Origin of the sequence: Bradyrhizobium sp. HKCCYLS20291 (assembly GCF_051167715.1) — a bacterium.
Lineage (GTDB): Bacteria > Pseudomonadota > Alphaproteobacteria > Rhizobiales > Xanthobacteraceae > Bradyrhizobium.
The window spans coordinates 235,166-258,478 of the sequence record NZ_JBNPTO010000010.1; the positions used below are offsets into that span (position 1 = coordinate 235,166).

A 23,313-nucleotide genomic window follows, 5' to 3' on the forward strand; every position below is an offset into this window, starting at 1 on the left:
TCTACTCGGCCGACAGCGCTTCGATGGTGATGTTGCGGTTGGTGTAGACGCAGATGTCGGCGGCGATATCGAGCGACTTGCGCACGATGCTCTCGGCGTCCTTGTCGGTGTCGATCAGGGCGCGCGCCGCGGCCAGCGCATAATTGCCGCCCGAGCCGATCGCCATCACGCCCGCCTCCGGCTCCAGCACGTCACCGGTGCCGGTCAGCACCAGCGAGACCTCCTTGTCGGCGACGATCATCATCGCCTCGAGCCGGCGCAGATAGCGGTCGGTGCGCCAGTCCTTGGCGAGCTCGACGGCCGCCCGGGTCAGCTGCCCCGGATACTGCTCCAGCTTGCTCTCCAGCCGCTCGAACAGGGTGAAGGCATCCGCCGTGGCGCCGGCGAAGCCGCCGATCACGTCGCCCTTGCCGAGCTTGCGCACCTTGCGGGCGTTCGACTTGATCACGGTCTGGCCGATCGAGACCTGGCCGTCGCCGCCCACGACCACCCTGCCCCCCTTGCGGACGGTCAGGATCGTGGTGCCGTGCCAGACGGTGGGCTCGTGCGAGGATGCGTGCATGGGTGGTCCCTGGTTGTCGGCCTCATTTAGGCGCTCGGGCCGGGGGAAACAATTACCAGGTCCCTGCCCTGCCCCTCCGGGCCTTGAAATCTGCTCACCATGGCCCGAGATCAGGCCCCGAGGGCGTCATCCCGCAGTAGCTAAGGTGTCATCCGCCTGATAAAAGGGCCGCGTTTTCAAGGGAAGCTGACCCCATGCGTAGCGCGACCATCAAGCGCAAGACCAAAGAGACCGACATCGAGGTGTCCGTCAACCTCGACGGCACCGGCGTCGTCAACATCGCGACCGGTATCGGCTTCTTCGATCACATGCTGGATCTGCTCGCCCGGCATTCCCGCATCGACATGACCGTCAAGGCGGTCGGCGACCTGCATATCGACTTCCACCACACCACCGAGGACGTCGGCATCGCGCTCGGCCAGGCCGTGCGCCAGGCGCTCGGCGACATGGCCGGCATCACCCGCTACGCCTCGATCCACATGCCGATGGACGAGACGCTGACGCGCGTGGTCATCGACGTGTCCGGCCGGCCGATGCTGGTGTTCCGCACGACGTTTGCCCGCGACAAGATCGGCGAGTTCGACACCGAGCTGGTGCGCGAATGGTTCAATGCGTTCGCCATGAACGCCGGCATCACCCTGCACGTCGAGACGCTGTACGGCGAGAACGCCCATCATATCGCTGAATCCTGCTTCAAGGGTCTGGCGCGGGCGTTGCGCGCTGCGCTCGCGATCGATCCGCGCAACAAGGGCGAGGTGCCATCCACCAAGGGGCAGCTCGGCGGCTGACCTCTCTCCTCCAAACTCCCTAGTTCAAGGGATATTCGACATGCCCGTCTATACCGTTCACGCTCCCCTCGCCGCCGGGGCCGATCTGCGTTCGACGGATCGCTTCGTGTTCATCCGCGACGGCTTCCATCTCTGGGCAGCCATTCTCGGCGCGGTCTGGCTGGCCTGGCACCGGCTGTGGCTGGCGATGCTCGGCTGGATCGTTCTGATGATCGCGCTCGACGTGATTCTGGTGCGCGTCGGCGTCAGCGGCGGCGCGATCACCGGCGTCGATCTGCTGCTTGCGATCCTGCTCGGATTGGAAGCCTCCAGCCTCAAGCGCTGGAGCTATTCGCGCGGCAATTGGCGCCAGCTCGACGTCGTCGTCGCCGACGATCTCGACGCCGCCGAGCGCCGCTTCTTCGAGCGCTGGGCGGCGAGGCGCAGCGATCTCGGCTACGACAACAACACCGTCGATCGCGGCGCCGCGCCGCCGACCCGTGACAATGGCGATGGCCAGCGGCCGCCGCCTTTGCCCCACGCCAGCATCATTGGCTTGTTCCCTGAACCCGGAGGTGGACGATGAGCGTTGCCATCATCGATTACGGCTCCGGCAATCTGCATTCCGCCGCGAAAGCCTTCGAGCGTGCCGCGCGCGGCATGGAGGATCCGCAGAAGGTATTGGTCACGCGCGATCCCGACACGGTGTATCGCGCCGACCGCATCGTGCTGCCGGGTGTCGGCGCCTTCGCCGATTGCCGCCGGGGGCTCGATGCCGTCGACGGCATGCTGGAAGCAATGACCGAAGCCGTGCGCCACAAGGCGCGGCCGTTCTTCGGCATCTGCGTCGGCATGCAGCTGATGGCAACGCGCGGCAAGGAGCATGTCACGACCGACGGCTTCGACTGGGTCTCCGGTGATGTCGAGAAGATCACGCCCCGCGACGACAGCCTGAAGATCCCGCACATGGGCTGGAACACGCTCGATGTTCTCCAGGAGCATCCGGTGCTGGAGAAGCTGCCGCTCGGGCCGAAGGGTCTGCACGCCTATTTCGTGCACTCCTATCACTTGAACGCGGTCAACGAGAACGAGGTGCTGGCGCGCGCCGACTACGGCGGGCCGATCACCGCCATCGTCGGCAAGGACACCGCCATCGGCACGCAATTCCATCCCGAGAAGAGCCAGCGGTTCGGTCTCGCCTTGATCTCCAACTTCCTGAAGTGGAAGCCGTGAGCGCCATCGTCCTGTTCGCCGGCAGAGGCGGGCAGGGCGCGCTCTTGAAAGACAACTGATATGATCCTGTTTCCCGCCATCGATCTGAAGAACGGCCAATGCGTACGTCTGGAGCAGGGCGACATGGCCCGCGCCACCGTGTTCAACCTGGATCCCGCCGCCCAGGCCAAGAGCTTCGCCGACCAGGGCTTTGAGTATCTCCACGTCGTCGATCTCGATGGCGCCTTCGCCGGCAAGCCGATGAATGCTGACGCCGTCGAAGCGATGCTGAAAGTCGTCAAGATGCCGGTGCAGCTCGGTGGCGGCATCCGCGATCTCGCGACGGTCGAGGCCTGGCTCAACAAGGGCATCACCCGTGTCATCATCGGCACCGCCGCGGTGCGTGATCCCGGGCTGGTGAAGACTGCCGCGAAAGCGTTTCCCGGCCGCGTCGCCGTCGGCCTCGATGCCCGCGACGGCAAGGTCGCCGTCGAAGGCTGGGCGGAAACGTCGGAAGTCACCGCGCTCGACATCGCCAAGCGGTTCGAGGACGCCGGCGTCGCCGCGATCATCTTCACGGACATCGCCCGCGACGGCCTGCTCAAGGGCCTCAATCTCGATGCCACGATCGCGCTCGGCGATGCGATCTCGATTCCCGTCATCGCCTCCGGCGGGCTCGCTTCGATCGATGACGTGAAGGCGATGCTGACTCCGCGGGCGAAGAAGCTCGAAGGCGCCATCGCCGGCCGCGCGCTCTATGACGGGCGGCTCGATCCGGTCGAAGCCTTGGCGCTGATCCGCGCGGCGCGCGGGTAGGGGAGAGAACACGATGTTCAAGGTCCGCGTCATTCCCTGCCTCGACGTCAAGGACGGACGGGTCGTCAAGGGCGTCAACTTCGTCAATTTGCGCGACGCCGGTGATCCCGTCGAAGCCGCGATCGCCTACGACGCCGCAGGCGCCGACGAGCTCTGCTTCCTCGACATCACCGCGACCCATGAGAACCGCGGCATCATGCTCGATGTCGTCCGGCGCACGGCGGAGGCCTGCTTTATGCCGGTCACGGTCGGCGGCGGCGTGCGCACCATCGATGACATCAAGACGCTGCTGCGCTCGGGCGCCGATAAGGTCTCGATCAATTCGGCCGCAGTGAGCCGACGCGAGTTCGTCAAGGAAGCGGCCGAGAAGTTCGGCGAGCAGTGCATCGTGGTGGCGATCGACGCCAAGTCGGTCGCCCGTCCCGGCGGCGGCTCGCGCTGGGAGATCTTCACCCATGGCGGCCGCAAGTCGACCGGCATCGATGCCCTGGAATACGCCCAGGAGGTCGTCGCGCTCGGCGCCGGCGAGATCCTGCTGACCTCGATGGACCGCGACGGCACACGCCAGGGTTTCGACCTGCCGCTGACCCGTGCCGTGGCCGACAGCGTGCCGGTCCCGGTGATCGCCTCCGGCGGCGTCGGTAATTTGGACCACCTGGTCGAGGGCATCCGGCAGGGCCGGGCGACCGCGGTCCTGGCGGCCTCGATCTTCCATTTCGGGGAATTTACCATCCGGGAGGCCAAGGAGTACATGGTGCGCCAGGGGCTGCCGATGCGGCTCGATCCCTGACGACATTGCGCCGCAAAAATGTTAGATGAACGCTGGTCCGGCCTCCCCGGGGCGGACCTGCGTTCCGAGAACTGGCTGATGTCCCGCTTCACGATCCACGATCTCGCTGCCATCATCGACGCGCGTGCCGCGGCGGGCGGCGAGGCGTCGTATACGCGCAAGCTGCTCGACAAGGGTCCGGCGCAATGCGCCAAGAAAATGGGCGAGGAGGCGGTCGAAACCGTCATCGCCGCCGTCGGCACCGACCGCGCGCATCTGATCTCGGAAAGTGCCGATCTGCTGTTTCATCTGTTGGTGCTGTTGAAGTCCCGGGACATCCGGCTCGACGAGGTCGAGGCGGCGCTCGGCAAGCGGACCGGTCAATCGGGTCTGGAAGAAAAGGCGTCGCGCAAGACGGAGTAGGGCGCGTCGGCGGGGGAAACGAAGGGCAGCGTCATGGATATGCGCACCAGCGAACAGCAATATAATCCGTACCGCGTCTTCACCCGCCAGCAATGGTCCGAGCTGCGCAACGACACGCCGATGACGCTCGAGCCCGGCGAGTTCTCCAAGCTGCGCTCGATGCACGACCGTCTCGACTTGCAGGAGGTCGAGGACATCTATCTGCCGCTGTCGCGGTTGCTGTCGATGTATGTCGATGCGGCGCAGCGGCTGTACTACGCGCAGCGCCAATTCCTCGGCATCCGCGACCGCAAGATGCCCTACATCATCGGCGTCGCCGGCTCGGTGTCGGTCGGCAAGTCGACCACCGCGCGCGTGCTGCAGGCGCTGCTGACGCGCTGGTCGCCACGGCCGAAGGTCGATCTCATCACCACCGACGGTTTTCTGTTTCCGAACGCCGTGCTCGAACGTCAAGGCCTGATGCAGAAGAAGGGCTTTCCGGAGAGCTACGACAAGGCACGCCTGCTCGGCTTTCTCTCCGACATCAAGGCCGGCCGCCATCAGGTGCGTGCGCCCGTGTACTCGCATCTCAGCTACGACATCGTCCCCAACCAGTGGGCCGTGGTCGATCAGCCGGACATCCTGATCGTCGAGGGCGTCAACGTGCTGCAGACCGGACCGCTGCCGCGTGACGGCAAGGCTGTTCCCGTTGTCTCCGACTTCTTCGACTTCTCGGTCTACATCGACGCCGAGGAGGCGGTGCTGCGCAAATGGTACGTGAAGCGCTTCCTGTCGCTGCGCGATACCGCCTTCCAGGATCCGCGGTCCTACTTCAACCGCTACGCGCTGCTCTCCGACGACGAAGCCGTCGCCACCGCGATCGCGATCTGGGAGCGCACCAACCTCGCCAATCTCGAGGACAACATCCTGCCGACCCGCCCGCGCGCAACCCTGATCCTGAAGAAGGGCGCCGACCACGAGATCGAAACGGTGGCGCTGCGACGGTTGTGAGCTCGGCCGTTGAGCTGAGAGAATTCTCGTCCCGTTTTGCTGGATGAATGGTCTCTCCGTCATTCCGGGGCGCGCGAAGCGCGAGCCCGGAATCCATAGCCACGACAGCGGATGTGGATCGAGACGTCAGTAGCGCTCCTCTTCAACTAGCAACGGCCGGTGGCTATGGATTCCGGGCTCATTCGCGCGGCTTCAAAATGGCTTCGCCATTTTGCGCGCGAATGCCCCGGAATGACGCGGGGCGAGAGAGGCAGCCTCTCATATGTAGTGAGTTGTCCGGCTATCGCTGCTCGCGCAGCTCTAACCTCTCCCCGCCCTTTGCGGGGAGAGGTCGGATTGCGCAGCAATCCGGGTGAGGGGCATGGCACATAAGGGGCCCCGATCGCAGTCTATTGGACGGGCAGACGGGCACTGCGTCTCCAAGCGCATGCTAACAGGTCGACAAGATCACCGTCCCGACAAAGCAGCACTTCCCGTGTGGCTGCCCCTCACCCCGACCCTCTCCCCGTGAAGAACGGGGAGAGGGGGCGCACCGCCCGTGCCGCTACTCATCAGCTCCACTCTGCCGCCCGGCGCATCTTGCGCGCTGTCGCTGAAACCTCTCCCCGCCCTTGCGGGGAGAGGTCGGATTGCGTAGCAATCCGGGTGAGGGGCATGGCACATAAGCTGCCGGGATAGCAGTCTATCGGACGAGCACGGCGGCTCCGAGCGCATGCTAATAGGTCGACAAAGATTATCGTCCCGACAAAGCAGCACTTTCCGTGTGGCTGCCCCTCACCCCAACCCTCTCCCCGTGAAGAACGGGGAGAGGGGGCAGTGAGACCGTTCGTACCTAACTAATGAACAACTAAGCGGCCACCTGCCGGGCCGCTGCCAGATTGGCCAGCGCTTCGTCGAGCTTGTCGCGGTCGAGCGGCTTGACGAGAAAGCCGTCCATGCCGGCTTCGAAGCAGGCGTAGCGGTCCTCGACCAGGGCGTTGGCCGTCAAGGCGAGGATCGGCGTGCGGCGGCCGGGCTCGCTGGCCTCCATTGCGCGGATGCGCTTGGCGGCGGCGATGCCGTCGAGCCGGGGCATCTGCACGTCCATCAGGATCAGGTCGTAGGGCGCGCCGGCCGCGCGGGCGGCGAGCCAGGAATCGAGCGCGGCCTCGCCATGCACGGCGATATCGGCGTGATGGCCGAGCTTGGTCAGCAGCGAGCGCATCAGCAGCGCGTTGATGTCGTTGTCCTCGGCCACCAGGATCGACAGTCCGCTGCCCGCGCGGGCCGCGATCGGCGGAGCGACCATCGGGACGGGCTCGTCGATGTCGGTCGACGCGGTGCCATCGACGTCGAAGCCGACGCGGGCGGCGAGTGAGGCGGCGCGCAGCGGCTTGACGAGGTAGCCGTTGAACGGCGCCGCCGGCATCTGCTCGTGGCGGCTCACCGGCGTCACCAGCACGATCAGCCGCGTCGTATGTCGCTGCGCCGTTGCGCCCAGGCCGAGCGCCACGTCGCTGCCAACAGCATCATCGATCAGCACGGCATGCCACGCGCGCTCCGGCAGCAGCGCCGCGGCGACCTCGGCATCGGCGACCAGGCAGGTCTGCGCGCCCCAGTTCTGCAGCCGGCGCTCGATCAACTCGGCCTGCAGCCCGGGCGGCGCTATCAGCATCACTGACTGTCCGGTCAGGTCCGGTCCGCGGAAGCTGTTCTGCTCGCCGCGCTCCAGCGCGGCCGGCAGCGGCACGGAAACTTCGAACGTCGAGCCGGCACCGGGCGCGCTCTGCAGATTGATCCGTCCGCCCATCCGCTTGACGATCCGGTCGGAGATCGCGAGCCCCAGGCCGGTGCCGCCAAAACTGCGCGCGACGCTGTCGTCGGCCTGCTCGAATTCGCGGAAGATGCGCTCCTGGGCATCGGCGGCGATGCCGATCCCGGTGTCGCGCACCTGGAAGCTGATCTCGTTCGGCCAGATGCCGGGCTCGGCGATCAGCGCCACGCCGCCGGACGCGGTGAACTTGATCGCATTGCCGGCAAGGTTGAGCAGCACCTGGCGCAGCCGCGCGGCGTCGCCCGTCACCCATGTCGGCAACCGCTCGTCCATGTAGGCGGCCATCTCCAGCTGCTTGGCTTGGGCGCGAGGCGCCAGCAATTCGGTGATCTCCTCGATCAGCGCCGTCAGCGAGAACGGCTGCGCCTCCAGCGCCAGCTTGCCGGCCTCGATCTTGGAATAGTCGAGCAGCTCGTTGATCAGCGACATCAGCGCGTCACCGGACGTGCGCACCGCCTTGGCGTAGGTCGTCTGCTCCGGCGTCAGCTGCGTCTCCAGCAGCAGACCGCTCATGCCGAGAATGCCGTTCAGCGGCGTGCGGATCTCGTGGCTGGCCATCGCCAGGAAGCGCGACTTGGCGCGGTTGGCGGCATTGGCCTGGTCGCGCGCATCCGCCAGCGCGCGCTCGGTCTCGGTGCGGTCGGTGACGTCGCGGCCGACACATTGCAGCACGGCCGGCTGTCCCGCATCGGAGCGCACCAGCGCCTCGCGCCAGGCGATCCAGCGCGGCCCGATGGCGCTGCCGATGCACTGGTCATGGACGCGCGTGCCGCTCGGCTCCAGCGCGCTGTCGCCCTGTTCGATCAGGTCGAAGGCGAATTGGCTGCCGACGAGGTTCTCGCGATCGAGCCCGGCCATCTGGCAATAGGCGTCGTTGACGAACACGATCGTGCCGTCCTGCTCGCGCATGACGATGAGGTCGCCCTGCTGCTCGAACAGGCTGCGCGCGCGCTGCTCGGCCTCCTGCAGCTCCCAGTTCCGGTCCGCCAGCACCTCGTTGTGAAGCGCGATCTTGTGCAGCTTCTTCTTGACGAAGCGCAGCCGCATGCTGAGCGTCGCCAGGCCGACGCAGGCGAGTGCGAACAGGAAGCTGGCGCCGATCGCGAAGGCATGCGGATTGTAGCCGGAGTTCTCGGAGAGGCTGGCCTTGATGAAGCCATAGGCGCCGCCGAAGCCGGCGGAGAAGATCATCATCGCGCGCAGGATCGTGAAGATCAGCTGATGACGGCGCGTGAACCGGCGCAGGCGCAGCCTGATGCGAAAAATCGGTCCCATTCCGTCACCCCTGATGTCGTCGATCCCGTGTCATCGCCGGCCCGCACCATGCGCCGGCCGGTATTGCTGAGACTTTGAAGCGTCTGCCCGCGCGCGCCTGCGGTGCAGAGATGGTGAACCGGGCGTTAGCCCGGCTCACAGCACCGGATGAAGTAGTGATGAGGCGCGGCCGCGGGCGGCGACGATCAGCGCGGCGGCCTCTCTGACCGACGTGCGGCTGGAGCGGACGTAGATGCGGTAGTCGGCAAGGTCATCCCCGGCGCGATCACTGCTGAGATAGATCCGCGGCGCAGCGGGATCGGCGGCGATCGCGACGACCCGGGACGGCCCGCCCAGACCGCAGCCCTGATCCTCGCGGACGGGCGCATCGTCGATCACGACGAAATCGGCTATTTCGGGATCATCGACCAGCGCCACGCGCACCGTGGCGAGCGCGGGATCATCGGTGAAGTCGACGTTGAAGGCGGCGTGGGACGCGGCGGAGCCGAGTGAGACGATGTCTGAACCGGCGGCAATGCACGGCCGCGGGGAGGGCGCCAGCTCGAGCCTGGCGGCGACCGCAGCCGCGATCAGCGGCACGGCCGAAACGAGCACCTTGAAACGCAACATGACACGCACCGACACAACAGGCCTGATGACGCAAACGCGGGCCTTATGGTTGTCGGAGCGTAAAGAGAAGTCGTTACCAGAGTGTTGAGGAGAGGGCGTCGTCACGCCGCGTGACGATTGTCTTCCGCCAGCGCGCGATACGACAGTGCCTCGGCGAGGTGCAGCCGGCCTATGGTCTCGACATGGTCGAGATCGGCCAAGGTCCGCGCGACGCGCAGCACGCGGTGATAGCCGCGCGCCGAGAGCCGCATCGTTTCGGCGGCTTCGCGCAGCAGCTTCTGGCCCGGGGCATCGAGCTTGGCGATGTCGTCGAGCACGGCGGCCGGGGCCTCGGCGTTGGTCCGGATGTGCGGCAGGCCGGCCTTGGCGTAGCGGGCGCGCTGCAGCTCGCGCGCGGCGGCGACGCGAGCGGCGACCTCCGCGGAGCCTTCCTTGGCCGGCGGCAGGATCAGGTCGGCGGCGGTGACGGCGGGCACCTCGATGCGCAGATCGATGCGGTCCATCAGCGGGCCGGAGATGCGCATCTGGTAGTCGGACGTGCAGCGGTCGATGCGGCCGCGCTTGCAGGCATAGCCGGGCTCGAACGCCTTGCCGCAGCGGCACGGATTCATCGCCGCGACCAGCATGAAGCGGGCCGGGTAGGTGACGCGGTGGTTGGCGCGCGAGATCGAGACCTCGCCATTCTCCAGCGGCTGGCGCAGCGAATCCAGCACGCGCGGATCGAACTCCGGCAGCTCGTCGAGAAACAGCACGCCCTGATGTGCCAGCGAGATCTCGCCGGGACGGGCGCGCAGGCCGCCGCCGGTCAGCGCCGCCATGCTGGCGGAATGATGCGGGCTGCGGAACGGCCGCCGGTTGGTCAGCGCGCCGCCTTCGATCTCGCCGGCGACGGAGGCGATCATCGACACCTCCAGCAGCTCGGCCGGCGACAGCGGCGGCAGGATCGACGGCAGCCGCGCCGCCAACATCGACTTGCCGGCGCCGGGCGAGCCGATCATCAACAGATGATGTCCGCCGGCGGCGGCGATCTCGAGCGCGCGCTTGCCGCTCTCCTGGCCCTTGATATCGCGCAGGTCGAGCAGGCTCGCCGGAGCCTCCTGGATCTTCGGCTGCGGCCGCGACAGCACCTGCGTGCCCTTGAAATGGTTGGCGATCTGGATCAGCGACGTCGCCGCGATGATCTCGAGGTCCGGGCTGGCCCACGCCGCTTCCGCGCCGCAGGCCGCCGGGCAGATCAGGCCCTCCTCGCGCGCATTGGCGCCGATCGCGGCCGGCAGCACGCCGGCCACCGGGGCAATCGAGCCGTCGAGCCCGAGCTCGCCCAGCACGGTGAATCCACTGAGCGCATCCGGCGGAATCGCACCGATCGCCGCCATCAGGCCGAGCGCGATCGGCAGGTCATAATGGCTGCCTTCCTTGGGCACGTCGGCCGGCGCGAGGTTGACGGTGATGCGCCGCGCCGGCAGCGCCAGCCCCGAGGCGATCAGCGCCGAGCGCACCCGCTCGCGCGCCTCCGACACCGCCTTGTCCGGCAGGCCGACGATCGCGAACGCCGGCAGACCCGGCGCGACCTGGACCTGCACGTCGACCGCGCGGGCCTCGATCCCCTCGAAGGCGACGGTGGAAACCCGCTGGACCATGGTGCCCCTCCCATGCAGGAGGCTAACGGAAACCGCGCGTGGCCGCAAGAACAATACATGAACATCGCACTGCTGCCAGATGTGGCCGGCATTTAGCAAGAGTACGACGGCTCGACCCGTGCCATTGGGAGAAGGCGCTTAGAGGGTGGTCTCACGAGATTAGCAGGTAAGGCCAGTCTTTCTTGGCTCAGGGAACGCAGATGCGTCCGATGCTTTGAATGTTTTCGCACCGCCTAAGGGCCGACATAGGTGATCATGACCTATTGCGAAATTGGAGGGCTATGAGAACATGATAACAAAATCCGCAGCGAGAAACGTTCCATCTAATGAAAGAAGCTCCACATGAGTTGCCTGAGCCTCATGTCCTAGACTTTGACTGGCGATATACGGATGAGACGGTGCGGTCTCTTCTGAGGCTCGTCCGTCCGTCCGATTCGGTACTCGCAATCGGCGCGCCATCTCTCGCAAGATATTTGGAGTCTCTGGGTCGCGATGTTTTGCTTGTCGACCGTCAACCCTTTCACGCGGTTAGAAACCATGTGCAGATCGAACCGGGAATCATTAAGCCGGACTTTGAGAAAAGGACGATCGCGATACTTGATCCACCTTGGTATCCGGAGGAAGCAAGGATCTGGATAGCTTGGTCGGCTCACGGCCTAGTGCCGAACGGTGAAATCTTAGTCTCACTGTGGCCAGATATTACCCGTCCGACTGCGGCAAGAGAATTTGATGAGTTAAGGGCGTGGGCAAGCGAGTGGGCTGAGTTCGAAGTACTGAACATAGTTCCTAGATACGTTATGCCCCCCTTCGAATTTGCGGCAGTCGAAGCGAGCGAGAACCTAGCGCTTCCAAGTCCTAGATTCGGTCGATTGGTGAGCCTTCGCTTAAAGCGGCTGCCTAGTCTTCTCGGCTACCCAGCAGACCGAGAAACTTGGGTTAGATTTGTTTTGAACGACTATCAACTAGCATTGCGTCTCCGAGGGGATCATTCGCTACCTGATGAAATGAACAGGCACCCACTCGGAAAAGACTGGACGTGGCCGTATGTTAGTAGGCGTGCGCCTAAACGAGACCTGATCAGTCTTTGGACTTCGCGAAATGAGGTTGCTCTTATCAAAGACCCTTTTAAAGCCCTACAGCAGCTTCGTCTCGCGTTCCACTCGTCAGATTCTGCTTCGTTTTGTGAGAAACTCGGACCATTTCGCCAGCTTAAAAATTTCGGTATTCCCCGACCCCCGTATCAGAGACTACTTGAATGGCAACACCAGCAATAGCGCTTCGCTTCCGAGATACGGTCTCAAATATAGATAGTATTGCCGCACACCGTGCGGTTCTGGCCAAAGATGGTTGCGTATGGTGGGGCTGGTGGAAGAAAGATTTTGAGTCTGATCACGAGAGCTTGCTACGAAACCTGCAATCGGTTGGCCCGTTTGTTGCCTATATCGTTGATCGCTCAACAAAGAGGATGTTCCGAGCCGGCGTATTGGCTCTGCGTGTCGGTTCACTGAAAAAAGACGAGTTGCAGATTGTGCCGAGTTATTATCTTGAGTTTGAGAAGAAGGTGTTTGCGTGGTTCCAGCTATCTTCGATAGAAGACGTTACATTTGATGGCGAGCTTGCAGCGAGATTCGGGGACCACACCCTTATCTCTCTGGAGTTCACGGAAGATAATCGATCCGAAAAAGTCGCGCCAGATACGATCGCCACTGGAAAATCCTGCATACTACATCTTTCAGACCTGCACTTTGGCGGCGATTACGCATTTGCTACTCAGAGAGAAAAGCTTTCGATTGGAGACTATCGAAAGACGCTAACTGAGTGTCTGTCCGCGGATCTTAAGCGCATTGGAAAACTCGACGATATTGCCGCCGTTCTGGTCACGGGTGATTTCACAACAGGGGGAGATTGGAGAGACGAGACGCGAGATGCCGTACTTCAAGAGTTTAAGGCTATGCGGGGCGCCCTAGGCCTGCAGCCGGAGCAAATTGTCGTCGTGCCCGGGAATCACGACATCGTTCGATATCCGAAGGATAAGCCAATCGATATCGCGGCGATGATTTTAAACAACCAAACAACTTACCAACACGAGCGTGAATTTCGAACGTTTGTCGATGAGCTGATAAACCGAAATTGGCAAAAATCATTGAACTACGTGCACCGGATGCATCTCAAGGAGGCAGACCTAATACTCTGTTTACTCAATTCCTGCACCATAACCGCAACTGAGTGGACTGAATATGGTTTCGTCGGAACGAGCGGTATCGATGCCATTAAGGCCCTTGGCAACGAATCAATAGTTCGACCAACTTACAAATTTATCGCGCTTCATCATCATTTACTGCCGGTTGCGGGCGTAGAAGCGCCAAATTCCAAAGGCGTGACGCTATCTCTAGACGCTTCTGATCTACTAGATGAAGCGCAGAACGCCGGTGCGCACGTCGCGCTTCATGGGCACGAGCACCTGCCGCGTATAGCAAAATATCAAACTATTCCTCTTAGGGATGGAAAAGTAGCGCAAGGAATCTATGTAGTTTCAAATGGAAGTGCTGGCGGGAAACGGCTACCCGGAAACGAGCGCAACGCCTACTGCCTGTTTGAGTTTCGATCAAACCGACTCCACCTGTCTATGAGGGAGTTGCGCTTTGATGCGAAAGGAGGCGGATCCATCTATGACGGAGCGTTGGATTCCGCGCCGCAGTTACCCTAGCCTTAATTGTAAGAATCTTTCACCCTAAGTCCCGGCGCGACCTGGACCTGGACGTCGACCGCGCGGGCCTCGATCCCCTCGAACGCAACCGTTGAAACGCGCTGGACCATGGTGCCCCTCCCATTTCGGAGGCTAACGGAAGCCGGACCCCTGCGCAAGAACAATACAGGAACATGGATGAGCCGGTGTGGTGCAATCCATTAACGACGGGACGGCGACCACCCTATTCCCGGCATCGGGCTTAACGCCCCTTTAGTTGGGCGTTCGCATTCTGTTGCAAATTGATGAGCGATGCGCGCCCTCGGCACAGCCGGACGGGCGCCACCAGAAAGCGACCTGCGATGCCCCCAGCGCCTCCGGCAGCAGCTGCCTCCGTCAAACCGCAAGCCGGTGAGGTGAGGACGGTCCCCGAGCTCGCCACCGACATGCTGCGCCGGACCACCGGCCTGTTTCTCGCCGGACCGCGACCGGCGCCCACCGAGCAGCTCGATCTCTACGACCAGATGTTCGCGCGGCTGATGCCGCAGGTCGCAATCGACGTGCTCGCCGAACTGAGCATGGCGCTGGCCGGCGTCGAGCGCGCGCCTTATGCGACTGCGCGGCTGCTCGCCGTGCATCCCGACCTGCGCGTCGCCGGGCCGATGCTGGCGAAGGCGCCGGTGCTGACCGAGCGCGACCTCGCCGAGTTCATCAGGACCCTGAGCCCGGCGCATCTGGTCGCGCTGGCCAGCCGCCGCGGCATCGGCGACACCATCACCAGCCAGCTGATCGCGCGCGGCTTCCCGCCGGTGCGCATGGCGCTGGCGCAGAATCTCGCGGCGCGGCTGTCCGAGGACGGCTATCGCAGCCTGTTCAAGATCGCCGAGCGCGACGAGGACCTTGCCGAGAAGCTGGCGCTGCGCACCGACCTGCCGGCCAAGCTGTCGCGGGCCTTCGTCGCCGCCGCCAGCGAGGGCGCCCGCGCCCGTTTCATCAAGGCGGCGCCGCCGGCCACCCGCGCGACCCTGCAGGCTGCCCCGACCCGGTCCGCCGGAGCGGCGATGCGCGCGATGTGGGACTATGACCAGGTCAAGGCCGAGGTGTCGGCGCTCAACCGCACCGGCAAGCTCGGCGATTCCGCCGTCAACCGGTTCTGCGTCACCAGCGACATTCCGGCGGTCATCGCGTCGCTGGCGCTGCTCTGCGTCGTCTCCATCGAGACGATCGAATCGCTGCTGGAGGACGACCGTCTCACCGATCTGCTGCTGGCGTGCAAGGCGGCGCGGCTGAGCTGGGCCACGACCTCGATGATCCTGCGCGCCCGCCCCGGCGGCAGCGAGATGCCGGCCGACGATGTCGAGGAGGCGCGCAAGCGTTTCGAGAAGCTGGTGCTGTCCGAGGCGCAGTGGAAGGTCCGCGGGCTCGAAACCCGCTGATCGCCAAGGGGCGCCCGTGAGGCGCCCGGCCGTCAGCCGGGCGGCGTCGCGTAGTTGGTGAAGTCGATCTTGAACATCGCCGGATCGAGCTTCTTGGTGGTGTCGAGATTGTAGACGGCGATCGTCGTGTCGTAGCCCTGCGGATCGGTCACGGTCCACTGCTTGAGCTGGCCGTCCTTGGCGCCGAGCATCAGCATCAGCCGGCTGGTGCCGACCAGCGCCTGCTTCTCCTCGATCGTGATCGTGACGTAGAGATCGTCGGCCGCAATCGCGATGACGTTGGTGTCCTTGAGCAGGTCGATGCGATCGGACAACAGGTAGCGCAGCGGCGTCTGCGACAGCGGATAGACGTCCTGCGTCGCCAGCTTACGGTCGCGCACCACGACGGCCGAGCCGTCGGCAATGAGGTCGATCGGGCTCGGCGGCTCGTATTCGAACCGCAATCGCCCGGGCTTCTGAATGTAGAAATCGCCCTTGGTCTTGCTGCCGTCGGGGCCGACCTGGACGAAGTTTCCGACCAGCGTCTGCAGCGACGACAGATAGGCACTGACCTTGGCCGCCTGTGCCTTCTGGTTGGCGTCGAATGAGGTGAAGATGCTCGCCGGAACGTTGCGCCGGGGATCGGGAATGATCGGGTTGGGCGGCGTGGTCTGGATGGCTGCCTGGCCGCCGCGCTGCTGCTCGGAGGCGGAGAGCTGGGAGCCCGGCTTCGCGCCCGGCTTGGGAGCCGTTGTGCCCTGGGCGGTGGCATGGCCGGCCGAGCCGGCGATGGCACATGCGGTCACGGCGAAGGCTACCATCCAGGCGGACATGCGACGTCCGCGCGGCGGTTCGGGGACTGAAAATGAGCTGGTCGAGAAGGGGCTTTGCAAAACGGCGTCCTGATGTCTTACGCGTTTCTATCCTGGTTCTGTCGGTCAGCGTGATCGTAATTGCGTGAAGTTACGACCTGGAAACGGCGGATCTGGGACCAAAGCGGGCGGGGATCAGAACCCGCCTTCCTCCTCGGGCACCAGGATCTCGCGCTTGCCGGCATGGTTGGCTTGGCCGACGATGCCTTCCTGTTCCATCCGCTCCATCAACGAGGCGGCCTTGTTATAGCCGATCTGCAGCCGCCGTTGAATGTAGCTGGTGGAGGCCTTGCGGTCGCGTTTGACCACGGCGACCGCCTGGGAGAACAGGTCGTCGCCGCCGCCGCCACCACCCATGCCGGTGGCGTCGAACACGGCGCCGTCCTCCTCGCTCGGCTCCTCGGCGGTGACCGCCTCGAGATATTCCGGCGAGCCTTGCGTCTTGAGGTGGCGTACCACCTTCTCGACTTCCTCGTCGGAGCAGAACGGGCCGTGCACGCGGCTGATGCGGCCGCCGCCGGCCATGTACAGCATGTCGCCCTGGCCGAGCAGCTGCTCGGCGCCCATCTCGCCGAGGATGGTGCGGCTGTCGATCTTCGACGTCACCTGGAAGGAGATGCGGGTCGGGAAGTTGGCTTTGATGGTGCCGGTGATGACGTCGACCGACGGACGCTGCGTCGCCAGGATGACGTGCAGGCCGGCGGCGCGCGCCATCTGGGCGAGGCGCTGCACGGTGCCTTCGATGTCCTTGCCGGCGACCATCATCAGGTCGGCCATCTCGTCGACGATGATGACGATGTAGGGCAGGGGATCGAGGTCGAGCTTCTCCTCCTCGTAGATCGCCTTGCCGCTCTCCTTGTCGAAGCCGGTATGGACGGTGCGCGTCAGCTCCTCGCCCTTGTTGCGGGCTTCCGCGACGCGGGCGTTGTAGCCGTCGATGTTGCGCACACCGAGCTTGGCCATCTTCTTGTAGCGCTCCTCCATCTCGCGCACCGCCCATTTCAGCGCGACGACGGCCTTCTTCGGGTCGGTCACGACGGGCGTGAGGAGATGCGGGATGCCGTCATAGACGGAGAGTTCGAGCATCTTCGGGTCGACCATGATCAGGCGGCACTGGTCGGGCCGGAGGCGGTAGACCAGGCTGAGGATCATGGTGTTGATCGCGACCGACTTGCCCGAGCCGGTGGTGCCGGCGATCAGCATGTGCGGGGTGCGGGCGAGATCGATGATGATCGACTCGCCGCCGATGTTCTTGCCGAGGCAAAGCGGCAGCTTGGCGACGCTCTCGGTCGCCTCCTTGGCGACCAGCAGCTCGCGCAGATAGACCTTCTCGCGATGCGCATTCGGCAGCTCGATGCCGATGGCGTTGCGGCCGGGCACGACGGCGACGCGCGCCGACAGCGCGCTCATCGAGCGGGCGATGTCGTCGGCCAGGCCGATCACGCGCGACGACTTGATGCCGGGCGCGGGCTCCAGCTCGTACAGAGTGACGACCGGGCCCGGATTGGCTTTGACGATCTCGCCGCGCACGCCGAAATCCTGCAGCACGCCTTCGAGCGCGCGCGAATTGGCCTCCAGCTCGCTCTTCGACAGCGGCTGGCGGTCGGCGGCTTTCGGCGCGGCCAGCATCGACACTGACGGCAGGTCGTATTTGTCGTTGGACCTCTTGGGCGGCGCCTTCGCGGCCGGCTTCTTGCGGGCGCGCGGAGCGGGCTCCTCCTCCTCTTCCTCCTCGTCCTCGCCGGCTTCCTCCTCGTCGCCGTCATCCTCCATCTCGGGAGCGAGCGTCGGCTTGGAGCGGGCGCCGCTCAGGCTCGGCTCCTGGCGGCCGGAGGCCGTTCGCGGCTGCGGGCCGGAGGAGACCAGCGCGCGATAGGCGGTCGAGAGGAACCAGGCGACCTGCGCCTTGGCGCTCATGATGGCGTGGAACACCCAGCCGAGCCGGATCGCCTTGCGGTCGTCGTCGTCCTCGGGATCGGCGAGCGGCGTATCGTCCTCGTCGTCCGCAAGCAGGCTCGGATCGGCTTCCTTGGCGCCCATGCCGCCGGCGACCAGCAGGCAGCCGATCATGGCAATGAGGAGCAGGCTGCCGAGCACCAGCCGATAGATCGCCCCGGGCGGACCGAACACCACGGCCGGCGCGCGCACCAGTGCGTCGCCGACGACACCGCCGAGGCCGGTCGGCAGCGGCCAGGCATGCGAGCGCGGCCAGCAGCTGGCGAAGCCGGCGGCGATGGCGGCGCCGAGCACCCAGGCGCCGAACCGCAGCGCCTCGCGGTCGAACGGCCGGTGCGTCATCATCCGCCAGCCACGGATGGCGAGCGGCAGGATCGCCATGATCGAGCCAAGGCCGAGAATCTGCATCAAGAGGTCGGCGCTGATCGCGCCGGGATAGCCGACGATGTTGCGGATCGCGCGCGAGGTCGCGTGGCTCAGGCTCGGGTCCTGCACCGACCACGTCATCAGCGCCGCGGCGGCGACGCCGCACAGCGCGATCAGGCAGAGGCCGGCGAGCTCGCGCAGCCGCTTCACCAGCGCGTCGCGCAGCGACGTCGGCAGGTGGTTGACCAGGGGAATGACTCGCTCGATCGCCGGCATCCGCATCCGCCCCGCGATTACCCGAGCGTCTCGACCAGCCGGTGCAGCGCCTCGCCGGTCTGGTCCGCGTCGGCCACCAGCGCCAGCCGGATGTAGCCCAGGCCCGGATTGAAACCGTCGGCCTGCGGCCGCGCCAGATAGCTGCCGGGCACGACGCGCACGCCGGCGTCGCGGAACAGCCTGGTCGTCACCGCCTCGTCGCCGCCGCGATCGGCGACGTCGAGCCAGACGCAGAAGCCGCCGTCGGGCCGCTGGTAGCCATAGCGGTTGCCGATGATCTGGTCGGCGAGATCGAACTTGGCGCGGTACAGCCGCCGGTTCTCCTCGACATGCGCCTCGTCGGCATAGGCGGCCACCGCAACGTGCTGCAGCGGCACCGGCACCTGCGGCGCCGCGACGTTGCGCAACTCGTGGAAGGCGGCGAGAAATTTGCGGTCACCGGCGGCGAAGCCGATGCGCATGCCCGGCACGTTGGAGCGCTTCGACAGCGACTGGAACGCGACGACGTTGGTGTAGTCGGGCCCGGCATGCTCCAGCATGCTGCCCGGCGCTTTCCGCGTGTAGATCTCCGAATAGCATTCGTCGCTGAAGATCAGGAAGCCGAAGCGGTTCGCGAGGCCAACCAGCTTGCGCATGTAGTCCGCCGAGGCCACCGATCCCTGCGGATTGGCCGGCGTGGCGATGTAGAACGCGATCGTGCGCGCCAAGGTCGCCTCGTCGATTCTCTCGAGGTCGGGCAGGAAGCCGTTGTCGCGCGTGGTCGGCAGATAAATTGAATCGCAGCCGGCGGTGCGGGCGCCGACGCCATACACCGGATAGAACGGGTTCGGCATCAGGATCGCAGGCCTGCCGCGGCGCGGGCCGACATGGCGGAGCGCGGCATGCGCGGCGAAGAACAGGCCTTCGCGGCTGCCGTTCAGCACCAGGATCTCATGCTCGGGATCAACAGCGCGCGGCAGCGCGAATCGGCGAGACAGCCAGGCGCTCGCGGCCTTGCGGAATGGCTCGATGCCCTTCGCCGCCGGGTAGCGGCCGAAATCGGCGATGTGCTGCGCCAGCACCGGGCCGACGAAGCCCGGAACGGGATGCTGCGGCTCGCCGACGGCGAGCGTGATCATCGGCTTGCCGGGAGAATGGGGCGCGAGCAGCTCGTTCAGCCGCGCAAACGGCGAGCGTTCGCTCTCCGAATGGCTGGCGCCAGCGGGCGCGGGGGATGAAGCGGTCATTGCCATACGTAAAACGCGCGCCAAACCAGTTGAAGCCGCCGATCGCCCATGAACCGGTGCCTTTGCGGTCACCATAGAGGGGGCGAGGTTAAGACGCGATTAACCATCGGCGCTGGCGTCCGTTTTGATCGTTTTTCAAAGCCCGATCCAGAGGCAATTTCGCAACAGCGACGGAGATTGTGGTGATTCGGGGCGGGGGGGAGGGAACCGTCAACGCAAGATAGGCGAAAGAAGCCGCCGGTACGCTGCGAAATACAGCGCCCTCGCCCCTTGTGGGAGAGGGCATGTACGGCCCATCAGCGTATGCGGTTGGGTGAGGGGTCTCTCTCGGCGAGTCGTACTCGCGGAAGCATACCCCTCACCCAACCGAGTCTACTGCACTGTCCTACATGCCCTCTCCCACAAGGGGAGAGGGCGCAGTTACTGGCACGGTCGAAGAGTCAAAAATCGGGTGGCCCGGTGCGCTGGAATAAGAATGGGAATCTGCGCGCACCGGGCCTTGGCCGAACTACTTGGGGCTTAGCTCGGACGCCCAGCATGTAGCACGGTCGTTTTTCCGGCGTATTGCCGGTATCAGCTATTTTGTAGAATTTGATGTCGGAACACGCCGAACGCCGCTGCCGCCGGCTGATTTCTTAACGGAGATGTCCGGGGACCGCGTGGCTTTCCGATCCCAGTGCGGACGGTACACTTATTAGTCGTCACCGGTGCCTCGCGGCGGCATCACTTGCGCAACATTTCCATTCGGAAACATCCAGCCACGCTGCGTATCAATCGACAATTCGCGAAACGAGATTGGCGCATCGCGACCATCTTTGACGGGCATCAGCGATTCCATGGGGCGTGCCGACCATCATTGGCGCGCCGAGGACTCTGATGATCGGAAGAGCGTCGATGATGCGTCTGAGACTGCCGGGCATGCTCGCCCTGATGCTGTTGGCCCTGCCGGTGACAACGCTGCCCCGCACGGCACTGGCGGCACCTGCCGTGGCCGCGACCTCGATCACCGTCGAGGGCAACCGGCGCATCGAAGCCGATACCGTCCGCTCCTACTTCAAGACGGGGCCGTCCGGCGCGCTCGATGCCGGCCAGATCGACGACGGCCTCAAGGCCCTGATCGCGACCGGCCTGTTCGCCGACGTGAAGATCGAGCGCCAGGGCGGCCGGCTGATCGTGCGCGTGGTCGAGAATCCCGTCATCGGCCGTGTCGCCTTCGAGGGTAACAAGAAGGTCAAGGACGAGCAGCTGCAGGCCGAGGTGCAGTCGAAGCCGCGCGGCACGCTGTCGCGGCCGATGGTGCAGTCCGACGCGCAGCGCATCGCCGAGATCTACCGCCGCTCGGGACGCTATGACGTGCGCGTCACGCCCGAGATCATCGAGCAGCCCAACAACCGGGTCGATCTCGTGTTCACCGTCGTCGAGGGCGTCAAGACCAGTGTGAAGTCGATCAGCTTCGTCGGCAACAATTCCTATTCCGCCGCGCGCCTGCGCGACGTCATCAAGACGCACCAGACGAATTGGCTGAGCTTCCTCGCCAGCAACGACATCTACGATCCCGACCGTGTCGAGGCTGACCGCGACCTGATCCGCCGCTTCTACCTGAAGAACGGCTATGCCGACGTCCAGGTGGTCGCGGCGCTGACCGAGTATGATCCGGATCAGAAGGGCTTCCTGGTCACGTTCCAGATCGACGAAGGCCAGCAATACCGTGTCAGCTCGGTGCAGTTCCAGTCGAGCGTCGCCGGCTTCGACGGCAACGCCTTGCGCGGCTATTCACGCGTCAATGCCGGCGCGCTCTACAACGTCGAGCAGCTCGAAAAGTCGGTCGAGGAGATGCAGATCGAGGCCTCGCGCCGCGGCTTCTCCTTCGCGATCGTGCGTCCGCGCGGCGATCGCAACATGGAGGCGCATACGGTCGCCATCGTGTTCACCGTCGACGAGGGTCCGCGCACCTATATCGAGCGCATCACGCTGCGCGGCAACACGCGGACGCGCGACTACGTGATTCGCCGCGAGTTCGACCTCTCCGAGGGCGATGCCTACAACCGCGCGCTGGTCGACCGCGCCGAGCGCAGGCTCAAGAACCTCGACTTCTTCAAGGACGTGAAGATCACCGCCGAGCCCGGCTCGTCGAGCGATCGCGTGATCCTGATCGTCAGCCTCGAGGAGAAGTCGACCGGTGATTTCTCGATCTCCGGCGGCTATTCGACCACCGACGGTGCGCTTGCCGAAGTCTCGATCTCCGAGCGCAATTTCCTAGGGCGAGGCCTGTTCGCGAAGGCCGCGGTGACCTATGGCCAGTATACGCGCGGCGTGTCGCTGTCCTTCGTCGAGCCGTATCTGCTCGACTACCGCGTCGCGCTCGGCCTCGACGTCTCCTATCGCCAGCAGCTCGCCAACAGCACCACCAGCTATGGCACCCGCACGGTCGGCTTCAGCCCGCGGCTCGGCTTCCAGCTGCGCGAGGACCTCTCGCTGCAATTGCGCTATTCGCTTTACCGGCAGGAGATCACGCTGCCGTCCTACCTGGCGAACTGCAACAACAACGCCGCCAACGGCCTGCTCGCCTTCAATCCGACCCCGGCCTATGTCGCCAGCGTGCTCGGCGGCGTCGACCCGACCAATGCGACCACCTCGGGCGTCTACGGCTATGGCTGCTATGGCGACGGCGAAGCGTCGCTGCCGGTCCGCAAGGAGCTCAACGACGGCGCCGCGCTGACCTCGGCGCTCGGCTATACGCTGAACTACAACACGCTCGACAACACCAAGAACCCGACCGACGGCCTGCTGGTCGACTGGCGCCAGGATTTCGCTGGCGTCGGCGGCAATGTCAGCTACCTGAAGTCGGCGGTGGATGCGAAATACTTCACCCCGCTCGTCTCCGAGATCGTCGGCGTCATCCATTTGCAGGGCGGCGTCCTCAACAAGATCGGCGACAAGGATCTGCGCATGCTCGACCACTATCAGATGGGTTCGAACCTTGTGCGCGGCTTCGCCTCCAACGGCATCGGTCCGCGCGACATCACCTATCGCAGCTTCGGCGCGACCGGCGATGCGCTCGGCGGCACGAAATACTGGGGCGCCTCGGCCGAGCTGCAGATGCCGTTCTGGTTCCTGCCCAAGGAGGTCGGGCTGAAAGGTTCGGTCTATGCCGACGCCGGCTCGCTGTGGGGCTACCAGGGCCCGACCTCCTGGGCCGCCACCGGCGAGGTCAACTCCGCCGCCTGCAAATGCGCCCTGCAATACGACGACAGCAAGGTGGTGCGGTCCTCGGTCGGCGTCGGCCTGATCTGGGCCTCCCCCTTCGGCCCGCTGCGCTTCGACTACGCCGTGCCGCTGTCCAAGGGCAAATACGACGTCGTGCAGGAATTCAGGTTCGGCGGCGGCACGTCGTTCTGAGACGGCGTGACTAGCTCTTGCTCTACCGAGAGAGACGCCGCCTCTTACCCCGCGCGCAGTGCGCTCCCCTCCCCGCAAGAGGGCTATCGGATTCACACATTCGATTCGAGCTTCCCAGTCGGTTTGACGAAAAATGTGAGTCATCAGAGACGCTTGCTTTGATTGTGACAATGTCGGACGGCCCAAAGCAAGTGTTCGGCTAACCCGTTGAGGAAGAGTCGGTTTTCGAGATGTGTGAATC

17 protein-coding genes are annotated in these 23,313 nt (G+C 64.8%); 10 read left to right on the top strand and 7 right to left on the bottom strand.

Going from position 1 to position 23,313, the window contains the following annotated elements; genetic code table 11:
- Position 1: 1 nt before the first annotated feature.
- Positions 2–562 carry an ATP-dependent protease subunit HslV gene (hslV, locus tag ACQR07_RS22750; protein WP_006612664.1) on the bottom strand — a complete coding sequence of 187 codons (561 nt, stop codon included), beginning with the start codon at positions 560–562 and terminating at the stop codon, positions 2–4.
- Between the two features lie 194 nt (positions 563–756).
- Between hslV and hisB the strand changes: the two genes are divergently transcribed.
- From hisB to coaA, 7 genes are all read left to right on the top strand, one after another.
- Complete coding sequence (hisB, locus tag ACQR07_RS22755) at positions 757–1,350, top strand: imidazoleglycerol-phosphate dehydratase HisB (RefSeq protein ID WP_434904372.1); 594 nt, start codon at positions 757–759, stop codon at positions 1,348–1,350.
- A gap of 40 nt (positions 1,351–1,390) precedes the next feature.
- Positions 1,391–1,915 (top strand): DUF2628 domain-containing protein, encoded by a 525-nt coding sequence (locus ACQR07_RS22760; RefSeq protein ID WP_434904373.1) that lies wholly within the window; start codon positions 1,391–1,393, stop codon positions 1,913–1,915.
- On the top strand, positions 1,912–2,562 hold the full coding sequence (gene hisH, locus ACQR07_RS22765; RefSeq protein WP_434904374.1) for an imidazole glycerol phosphate synthase subunit HisH: 651 nt from the start codon (positions 1,912–1,914) through the stop codon (positions 2,560–2,562). The genes ACQR07_RS22760 and hisH overlap by 4 nt, the downstream gene beginning before the upstream one ends.
- Before the next feature lie 60 nt (positions 2,563–2,622).
- The gene (gene hisA, locus ACQR07_RS22770; RefSeq protein WP_434904375.1) at positions 2,623–3,357 is read left to right on the top strand and encodes a 1-(5-phosphoribosyl)-5-[(5-phosphoribosylamino)methylideneamino]imidazole-4-carboxamide isomerase; all 735 of its coding nucleotides are present in this window, start codon (positions 2,623–2,625) and stop codon (positions 3,355–3,357) included.
- Positions 3,358–3,370: 13 nt separating this feature from the next.
- On the top strand, positions 3,371–4,147 hold the full coding sequence (gene hisF, locus ACQR07_RS22775; protein WP_434904376.1) for an imidazole glycerol phosphate synthase subunit HisF: 777 nt from the start codon (positions 3,371–3,373) through the stop codon (positions 4,145–4,147).
- 78 nt (positions 4,148–4,225) lie between these two features.
- Positions 4,226–4,549: a phosphoribosyl-ATP diphosphatase gene (locus ACQR07_RS22780; RefSeq protein ID WP_434904377.1), complete on the top strand. Its 324-nt coding sequence runs from the start codon at positions 4,226–4,228 to the stop codon at positions 4,547–4,549.
- Positions 4,550–4,582: 33 nt separating this feature from the next.
- The gene (gene coaA, locus ACQR07_RS22785; protein ID WP_434904378.1) at positions 4,583–5,539 is read left to right on the top strand and encodes a type I pantothenate kinase; all 957 of its coding nucleotides are present in this window, start codon (positions 4,583–4,585) and stop codon (positions 5,537–5,539) included.
- Positions 5,540–6,386: 847 nt separating this feature from the next.
- On the opposite strand, the gene ACQR07_RS22790 is transcribed toward coaA, so the two are convergent.
- From ACQR07_RS22790 to ACQR07_RS22800, 3 genes are all read right to left on the bottom strand, one after another.
- Positions 6,387–8,627, bottom strand: coding sequence for an ATP-binding protein (locus ACQR07_RS22790; protein ID WP_434904379.1), 2,241 nt, complete (start codon positions 8,625–8,627; stop codon positions 6,387–6,389).
- A gap of 135 nt (positions 8,628–8,762) precedes the next feature.
- Positions 8,763–9,236, bottom strand: a complete 474-nt coding sequence (locus tag ACQR07_RS22795; RefSeq protein ID WP_434904380.1) for a hypothetical protein — start codon at positions 9,234–9,236, stop codon at positions 8,763–8,765.
- Positions 9,237–9,337: 101 nt separating this feature from the next.
- Entirely contained in the window at positions 9,338–10,876 is a 1,539-nt protein-coding gene (locus ACQR07_RS22800) for a YifB family Mg chelatase-like AAA ATPase (RefSeq protein WP_434904381.1), read from the bottom strand.
- 1,255 nt (positions 10,877–12,131) lie between these two features.
- Here ACQR07_RS22800 and ACQR07_RS22805 point away from each other — a divergent pair.
- Together ACQR07_RS22805 and ACQR07_RS22810 are read left to right on the top strand one after the other, a co-directional pair.
- Positions 12,132–13,583: a metallophosphoesterase family protein gene (locus ACQR07_RS22805; protein WP_434904382.1), complete on the top strand. Its 1,452-nt coding sequence runs from the start codon at positions 12,132–12,134 to the stop codon at positions 13,581–13,583.
- A gap of 341 nt (positions 13,584–13,924) precedes the next feature.
- The gene (locus ACQR07_RS22810; protein WP_434904383.1) at positions 13,925–14,998 is read left to right on the top strand and encodes a DUF2336 domain-containing protein; all 1,074 of its coding nucleotides are present in this window, start codon (positions 13,925–13,927) and stop codon (positions 14,996–14,998) included.
- Between the two features lie 32 nt (positions 14,999–15,030).
- On the opposite strand, the gene ACQR07_RS22815 is transcribed toward ACQR07_RS22810, so the two are convergent.
- From ACQR07_RS22815 to ACQR07_RS22825, 3 genes are all read right to left on the bottom strand, one after another.
- Entirely contained in the window at positions 15,031–15,810 is a 780-nt protein-coding gene (locus ACQR07_RS22815; protein ID WP_434866599.1) for an outer membrane lipoprotein carrier protein LolA, read from the bottom strand.
- Between the two features lie 174 nt (positions 15,811–15,984).
- The gene (locus tag ACQR07_RS22820) at positions 15,985–18,453 is read right to left on the bottom strand and encodes a DNA translocase FtsK (protein ID WP_434904384.1); all 2,469 of its coding nucleotides are present in this window, start codon (positions 18,451–18,453) and stop codon (positions 15,985–15,987) included.
- 11 nt (positions 18,454–18,464) lie between these two features.
- Positions 18,465–19,679: an aminotransferase class I/II-fold pyridoxal phosphate-dependent enzyme gene (locus ACQR07_RS22825; RefSeq protein ID WP_434904385.1), complete on the bottom strand. Its 1,215-nt coding sequence runs from the start codon at positions 19,677–19,679 to the stop codon at positions 18,465–18,467.
- Between the two features lie 888 nt (positions 19,680–20,567).
- Between ACQR07_RS22825 and bamA the strand changes: the two genes are divergently transcribed.
- On the top strand, positions 20,568–23,072 hold the full coding sequence (bamA, locus tag ACQR07_RS22830; protein WP_434904386.1) for an outer membrane protein assembly factor BamA: 2,505 nt from the start codon (positions 20,568–20,570) through the stop codon (positions 23,070–23,072).
- Positions 23,073–23,313 lie beyond the last annotated feature (241 nt).